The organism is Micromonospora sp. NPDC005161 (genome assembly GCF_053599855.1).
Genome location: NZ_JBSFYQ010000124.1, coordinates 1 through 1474 on the forward strand (window position 1 = coordinate 1; position 1474 = coordinate 1474).

Annotated in this window: 1 pseudogene; it reads right to left on the bottom strand. The window is 68.0% G+C overall.

What is annotated here, in order from left to right:
- Positions 1–1346: pseudogene (locus tag ACWD5O_RS37125) on the bottom strand (IS30 family transposase); the annotation flags it as partial.
- Positions 1347–1474 lie beyond the last annotated feature (128 nt).

Sequence of the window (1474 nt, forward strand, 5' to 3'; positions counted from 1 at the left end):
CGGTCGTTGCAACACGGGGCTGTTGTAGTGAGCGTAGTTGCTCGGCGAAGACCTCGGCCGGGGTCTTCCAGCCAAGGATCTTGCGGGGCCGGTTGTTGACCGCGAGGGCGACGGCTTCGAGGTCCTCGTTGGACCACCTCGACAGGTCGGTGCCCTTCGGAAAGTACTGACGCAGCAGCCCGTTCGTGTTCTCGTTCGTCGGCCGCTGCCAGGGCGAGTGCGGATCGGCGAAGAACACCGTCGTGCCGGTATCGAGGGTGAACTGCGCATGACCGGAGAGCTCCTTCCCGCGGTCCCAGGTGAGGGTCTTGCGCAACTGCGCGGGCAACTTCGTCATCGATGTCGTAAGCGCGGTGTTCATCGCGACAGCGCCGTAGCCGCCGAGCGAGGGACCGTTCTTCACCGGTGGTTTCTCGCCCCAGCCCTCCAACCGAGGCAGATGCACGAGAAGCGTGCAGCGGCTGGCGCGCTCGACGAGCGTGCCGATCGCGGAGCGGCCCGTCCCGATGATCAGATCCCCTTCCCAGTGCCCGGGGACCGCGCGGTCCGCGGCTTCGGCGGGGCGCTCGGAGAGGACGACATCGGCAGTGACATGCCCTCGCGGCTTGTTCTGGGACCGCGCTCTGGGAACCCGCAGCGCCCGGCCGGTGCGCAGACACGCAACCAGCTCACGCTTGAGCGCTCCACGCCCCTGAATGAACAGTGACTGGTAGATCGCCTCGTGGCTGATGCGCATGGACTCATCATCGGGGAAGTCGACACGGAGCCGGTGCGAGATCTGCTCCGGGCTCCACGCCGTCGCCCAGCGGCGGTCCTGCCGATGCGGCTTGTTCAGCCCTTTCCACGCGGGGCGGCTCAGGCCCGGTGACGATCGTGCCGTCGGGTCGGCGGACGCCGCCGGCGAGCCGGTCCTGTACGTACTCGCGTAACCTGCCATTGCTCACGAGCTTCGCGGTCTTCGGGCGCTTCGCGGCCTGCTGCGCCTTGCACTGCCCCACCAGAGCCCGGTAGACCGGCTTACCGCCCCTGGTCGCCGCATTACGGCGCAGCTCGCGTGAGATCGTTCCCGGGTCGCGTCCGATCCTGCGGGCAATCTCGCGCACTCCGACCCCCTGAGCGCGCAACAGCGCGATCTCCTCGCGCTCGGCGAATGACAGGTAACGGCCCGTGGGCTCGTCCAGACTGATCGGCGGCATGCCGCCAGCGTGACGAAACCACCGGGACCCGACCGGCCATGACACACCCACAGCCTCCGCGGCCTCTACCGTCGTTACTCCCGACGCGATCCGCCGCCAAAAGTCCCGCTGCACCGCACGAGACGGCTCCGGCCGTCCCGGTGAACGCATCGACGGTCGCAATGCCCGATCCGACGCCCACTGGCGCCGCGCACCAGCCGGCACCTCAGGTATCTGCCTCTTGCCGCGCCCCATCGCAAACCTCCGTGATCAAGGTGTTGCGACGACCAGTTGAATCC